Below are 5,206 nucleotides of genomic sequence, written 5' to 3' on the forward strand. Positions count from 1 at the left end.
ACCGACATGAGCACAACCCCGGGTCACAGATACACCACGCTAACGGACGCAACCACTCGTCGGCTCTATGTCACTCAATCGGTCATTCTTACGTGCACTATATTCTTGCTCATCGTTTCCATTGGTCTTCATACAGATGAAGGTGGCGTAGCAATAATGAGTGCAATTATCTCCGCGGTAGGTGTTGCTATTGCCGCGATCACTCCATTGCAGTCAGTCGGCTTTGGGGTGTCTTCCCTCGCGGTAGCAATCGCGCACTATCGAGAATCCAACGAGAAAATCCGGCCTGAGCTTAAAGACTCATCGCGCGAAGACTTAGAACACATTTCAAGCAGCATTCGTGCGTTGACAGCTCTCGTAGACCTACACGCCAAAGAAGTGTGCAACCGACCTATCTGGGTAACTGGCCCCAGCGGTTCTGGTAAGACTACGGTTTTGGAGGGGTTTCTTGGACTGAACGAGTTCTGTCCAACAGCTTTTGCTCCTGCAGATGGCGATGCTCATCCAACGGCTTACACCCCGCAACAGCCAGGCCTTCTGCATACGACTGCGTGCGAGAACGTCACTTTCGGACGCCGGGCTCACAGTGACGATGAGGCAAACAAACTCTTAGAGCGGCTCGATCTAGCGGGTCTTATGAGCTCAGTACCATCAGGTCAAAGACTGGTAGCAGGCGAGGATAGCGGCGTGTCCGGCGGCGAAAAGCAGCGAATCACCCTGGCCCGTTCTCTGCTAACCCCTCCAGGTTCCCTCATTGTCTTGGATGAACCGACCAGCGGATTAGACAAAATCTCCCGCGCACGGGTGTGGAAACTCATAGAAGAAAAAGCTCGTACCAGCACCATTATTGTCTCGACTCATGATGAAAGCGCACCGATGCGCACAGGAGACCCACAACTGGCCGTCAATCATGACAGTCGTGTGACATAGCCAATCTGCATCGCCGGTCTGCGCCATCCGTCGCCGAGCATCTCCGTCCTTAGCCGTGACGGTGCGTCCCGTTTTCCCACGCCCACGAAATAAAACGCAGGGCACACGCGCCCCAGTGCGTAATGAGCAAGCCAAGCAGTCCCAGGCTCACCGCATCGAGCCAGCCTGCGCCAAGGGCCGCTGCCAGCATATGGCTGCCCAAGCAACACGTTCCTACCGGGAATGTCGAGCCCCACCACCCCGGCGAGTAGCCCGCCCAGGACACCACGGCAGACCAAAAGCGCACGAATGCCCACGCGGCCAGCGGAATGCCCATGGCCAACATTGCGCCGCCATACCAATGAGCAAAGCGCGGGGTGAACAGCAGCTGGGCTGCAGCCGTGGATTGCCCCACCATCCCTAGCGGGATCCAGGCAGTACCGGCAATCTGCTTGGGCAAAGACATTCGCCCGCGCAGCACGTCCCGGTAACACAGCACAAACACCGGAACGGCAGTGACAAAGGTCAACACGAAGGCGGCAGCACCCGCCTCATGCATCCAGGGGTGGTGATGGGTCAGCTGCCCGCTGCTGGTCGCCGCCACCATGGGCGCCACCAGCGCCAGCGCCCACTGGAAGGAGGGCGCATCACCGGGAAAGTGGCGCAACTGGTTAATACACACCACCACAGCCAAGGGAGTGCCCACCCACCAGGAGAGCACCTGCAGGGACTCTAATCCCGTGCACGCCGTCCACGCGGAGCCCAGGGCCAACAGCCCCATGGCCAGCATTCCCCACGGTGCCATGGTGGCAGGCTGAAACGCAGGTGCGCGGTGCCGCAGCCAGCCGGCCAGGATGACAACGGCCACGCCGGTGGCCACGGCCAGAAAGAACCACGCCAGCCAAGAAAAGCCGTGCAGGTGGGAAAGAGTCGCGGCGATGGAGGTTCCCATCAGGCTTCCCGCCCACGCTGGTCCCGCTGGCGGCGTCATGGATGCCGGGGCGCTCGCCTTGTTTCTCATCCTGAAAACTATAGGCCGCGCACCGGGGAATGCGGAACTACACCGTGGCAGCGTGCCCCGCAGAGCTACTACTGCAGGCCAGTTGCTGCGGCTAACTACTGTGCGGCTATTGCGCGGCGGCAAGCTCCCCGAGCACGCCGGTGAGTTGCGCCAGGGCGCGGCCGCGGTGAGAGGCGGCGTTCTTTTCCGCCGGGGACATCTCGGCGGAGGAGCGTTCCTCACCCTCCGGTTGGAAGAGCGGATCGTAGCCAAAGCCGTTCTCGCCGCGCGGGGCGCGCAGCAGGGTGCCCGGCCAGCGCCCCTCGGCCACATGCTCCTGGCCGTCTGGAGTCACCAGTGCACACACGGAGACAAACGCCGCCTGGCGGCGCTCGTCAGGCACATCGCTCATCTGGGCCAGCAGCAGGCGGTTGTTGGCCTCGTCGTCGCCGTGGCTGCCGGACCAGCGGGCCGACAGCACGCCGGGCATTCCATTGAGCTCCTCGACGGCCAAGCCGGAGTCATCGGCGATCGTGGCCAGCCCCGTGTGGGCCACCCCGGCGCGGGCCTTGATGAGCGCGTTGTCGGCGAAGGTGCGGCCGTCCTCCACGGGCTCCTCATAGGGCTCCACCGCGGACAGTGGGAGGAGCTCGATGCCGGTGATGGAGGCGTCATCAAGAATGCGTTGCAGCTCCGCCAGTTTCTTAGCGTTGTTGGAGGCAACAAGGACCTGAAGCTGGGCAGTGCTGGTCAGAGAAGTGCCGGACTGGGCAGCGCCAGACTGGGTAGCGTCTACCATCCCAGCGCCGCCTTCTGCGCCTCGATGAGGCTGGCGCAGCCGGCCTGGGCCACGTCCAGCATCTCATCGAGCTCCTTGCGGCCAAAGAGACCGTGCTCGCCGGTGCCCTGGATCTCCACGAAGTCCCCGCCTTCCTGCATGACCACGTTGAGGTCCACCTCCGCGCGGGAGTCCTCCTCATAGGGCAGGTCCAGGCACACGTGGCCGTCGATGATGCCCACGGAGACCGCGGCGATGGGATCCAACAGCGGCTCGCCGGGGACCACCCCCTCGTTCTTGAGGTAGGAGATGGCATCCGCCAGGGCCACGTAGGCGCCGGTAATGGAGGCGGTGCGGGTGCCGCCGTCAGCCTGCAGGACGTCGCAGTCCAGTTGAATGGTGTTCTCTCCCAGCTCGGAAAGATCCACCGCCGCGCGCAGGGAGCGGCCCACCAGGCGGGAGATCTCGTGCGTGCGGCCCTTGACCTTGCCTCTCATGGACTCGCGCGGCATGCGCTCGTGGGTGGCGGCCGGCAGCATGGAGTACTCGGCGGTCAGCCAGCCCTCCCCGGAATCCTTCTTGAAGCGCGGAACGCCGAACTCCACGGAGGCGGTGCACATCACGCGGGTATTGCCAAACTCCACGAGCACGGAGCCGGCCGGGTTGGTGGTGAAGTTGCGGGTAATGCGGACGCTGCGCAGCTGGTCCAGGGCGCGTCCGTCAGCACGAGTGAATTCAGTCATGCCCTCTACCCTACCGGCCGCCGACGGGGGCCAGCGATCCCCGCTCATGCTCGAATGCTTTAGGGCTCGAACTCCATGCCCGCCGCGCCTAGGACGATCTCGCCGTCGAACTCGCGGGCGGCCGCGGCGTAGGTGGCGGAGGCATCGCCCCAGGGCTGCAGGTGGATGAGCACCAGCTTCTTCACCCCCGCCTCCCGGGCAATACGGCCGGCCTCAGTGCCAGACATGTGCATGTTGGGCGCCTTGCCCTCGGAAGTATCGCCCCAGGCGGCCTCGCAGAGGAAGAGATCCGCCCCGCGGGCGGCCTCCACCAGGTTCTCCGTATAAGCCGAGTCCCCCGAGTAGGTGATCACCGCGCCGCTGCGGGAGTGCTCCATGCGCAGCGCGTAGGTCTCCACTGGGTGGATGGTGCGGAAGGGGGTGACAAATACGTCGTCGACAAGCTGGCGTTGTCCATCCTCCCAGGGGCTGAACGCGAAGGTATCGCCCATGTCATCCACGCCCTCGGGGTCATCGGCGGAGAGTCTGCCCAGGTGGGTCGGCGTATTCGCCGGCCCGATGCAGAAGTTGCGCCCCTCGGCCGGGGCGGTGGGGTGGAAACGCCGCCACACCATGAGCGAGGGGAAGTCCAGGCAGTGATCCGCGTGCAGGTGCGTGAAGAGAACGTGAGCATCACAGGGATCCTGCTGCTGCTGGAGTTGCGCGAGGGTACCCGGGCCCATGTCCATGACGATGGAGGGCGCATCAGGGAAGGACACGAGATAGCCCGAGGCAGGGTTTCCGGCTGTGGGCACGGAGCCGGAACAACCAAGGATCGTCAGCTTCATGCTGTCAATAGTTCCACGAAACACCGCCGAATGCCGGGATTATCCCCAAAAGAGGCCTCTCGGCGCGTCACCGTGTGAGCGCGCTAACTCCCGCGCCCGTGGCGCCGGCGGGCGCCCGCGGGGCTCATGCTAGGTGCTCGTGTTAGATGCGCGGGCCTAAGAAACGGGTGGCCAGGCGGGCAAAGACCTCCGGATCCCCGGTGGATTCAAAGAGGCGCACAGGCTGGTGATCCTCCGGAGCCAGCATGTCCGTCTCCGTGAGAATGCGCAGCACGTCCTTGGCCGTCTCCTCCGCCGAGGAGACCAGCGTGACGGCCTCACCCATGGCCAGCTGGATGACGCCAGTGAGCAGCGGGTAATGCGTGCAGCCCAGCACCAGGGTGTCCACGCCGGCAGCCTGCAAAGGGGCGAGGTATCCCTCAGCCACGCCCAAGATCTGCCGGCCGGCGGTAATCCCGCGCTCCACAAAGGGCACGAAGTCCGGGCAGGCCACCGCATGGGCCTCCACGGCGGGGTTGACCGCGAAGAGATCCTGGTAGGCGCCCGAGTTAATGGTGCCCTCGGTGCCGATGACGCCCACCTTGCCGTTGCGGGTGGTCATCATCGCGCGCCGCACCGCCGGGCGGATCACCTCCACCACGGGGATGTCGTAGCGCTCGCGGGCGTCGTGCAAAAAGGCCGCGGTGGCGGTGTTGCAGGCGATGACAATCATCTTGCAGCCGCGCTCCACCAGCTCATCGGCGATGGCCATGGACAGCTCCCGCACCTGGGCGATGGGCCGCGGGCCGTAAGGCGAGTGTTCGGTATCGCCAATGTAGATGATGGACTCGTGCGGCAGCTGCTCGATGATGGTGCGGGCCACCGTCAGCCCGCCCACGCCGGAATCGAAGATGCCAATGGGCGAGCTTGGTGAGATCGCAGCAGACTGGGTGGGCTGGGTGGGCTGGGT

6 protein-coding genes are annotated in these 5,206 nt (G+C 64.3%); 1 reads left to right on the forward strand and 5 read right to left on the reverse strand.

Features of this window, described 5'->3' with window-relative positions; translation table 11 throughout:
- Nucleotides 1-930, forward strand: a 930-nt coding sequence (locus tag Q4E25_RS10150) for an ATP-binding cassette domain-containing protein (protein WP_303156746.1), incomplete at its 5' end; no start/stop codon positions are given.
- A gap of 49 nt (nt 931-979) precedes the next feature.
- On the opposite strand, the gene Q4E25_RS10155 is transcribed toward Q4E25_RS10150, so the two are convergent.
- The 5 genes from Q4E25_RS10155 to murI form a co-directional block, all read right to left on the reverse strand.
- Nucleotides 980-1,930 carry a hypothetical protein gene (locus Q4E25_RS10155; protein WP_368502631.1) on the reverse strand — a complete coding sequence of 317 codons (951 nt, stop codon included), beginning with the start codon at nt 1,928-1,930 and terminating at the stop codon, nt 980-982.
- Nucleotides 1,931-2,036: 106 nt separating this feature from the next.
- Nucleotides 2,037-2,708, reverse strand: a complete 672-nt coding sequence (gene rdgB / locus Q4E25_RS10160; protein WP_303156748.1) for an RdgB/HAM1 family non-canonical purine NTP pyrophosphatase — start codon at nt 2,706-2,708, stop codon at nt 2,037-2,039.
- Complete coding sequence (rph, locus tag Q4E25_RS10165; protein ID WP_303156751.1) at nt 2,702-3,430, reverse strand: ribonuclease PH; 729 nt, start codon at nt 3,428-3,430, stop codon at nt 2,702-2,704. Before rph ends, rdgB begins: the two co-directional genes overlap by 7 nt.
- Before the next feature lie 59 nt (nt 3,431-3,489).
- Entirely contained in the window at nt 3,490-4,257 is a 768-nt protein-coding gene (locus tag Q4E25_RS10170) for an MBL fold metallo-hydrolase (protein ID WP_303156752.1), read from the reverse strand.
- Between the two features lie 142 nt (nt 4,258-4,399).
- Nucleotides 4,400-5,173: a glutamate racemase gene (gene murI / locus Q4E25_RS10175; RefSeq protein ID WP_303156799.1), complete on the reverse strand. Its 774-nt coding sequence runs from the start codon at nt 5,171-5,173 to the stop codon at nt 4,400-4,402.
- Nucleotides 5,174-5,206: the final 33 nt, after the last annotated feature.

This window comes from Corynebacterium sp., assembly GCF_030532325.1.
Classification (GTDB): Bacteria; Actinomycetota; Actinomycetes; order Mycobacteriales; family Mycobacteriaceae; genus Corynebacterium.